This is a genomic window from Priestia sp. SIMBA_032, from assembly GCF_046535215.1.
GTDB classification, from domain to species: Bacteria; Bacillota; Bacilli; order Bacillales; family Bacillaceae_H; genus Priestia; species Priestia aryabhattai.
The window spans coordinates 1-270 of the sequence record NZ_JAWRXD010000716.1 but is presented as its reverse complement, the minus strand read 5'-3'; the positions used below and the strand labels follow the sequence as shown (position 1 = coordinate 270).

1 protein-coding gene is annotated in these 270 nt (G+C 59.6%); it reads right to left on the bottom strand.

The genetic code is table 11. The annotated features are described in order from the left end of the window. Positions 1-270: ANTAR domain-containing response regulator (locus SB717_RS36145; protein ID WP_410907820.1), on the bottom strand; the 270-nt coding region annotated here is incomplete at both ends.

Below are 270 nucleotides of genomic sequence, written 5' to 3'. Positions count from 1 at the left end.
ATGAGAGTATGTCGCTCGCGTTGATGATGGCCGAGGCGATATCTTCGACCGTCATGCGCTTGGTCATCGCTTGCTCGCGCATGATCTTGTATGCTTCGTCCTTAGAGACGCGGCGCTGACCGCACAGAATGTCCTGAGCCTCCGAGACTTTGCGGGCGCTGCCGACCTTTTCTTCGAGGCGCACGATTCGTTTGCGTAGCTTCTTGCGCTCACGGCCGATCTCGCGCGCGAGAACAAGTGCGCTCAGCAGGCCGAATGACCGGATGGGGG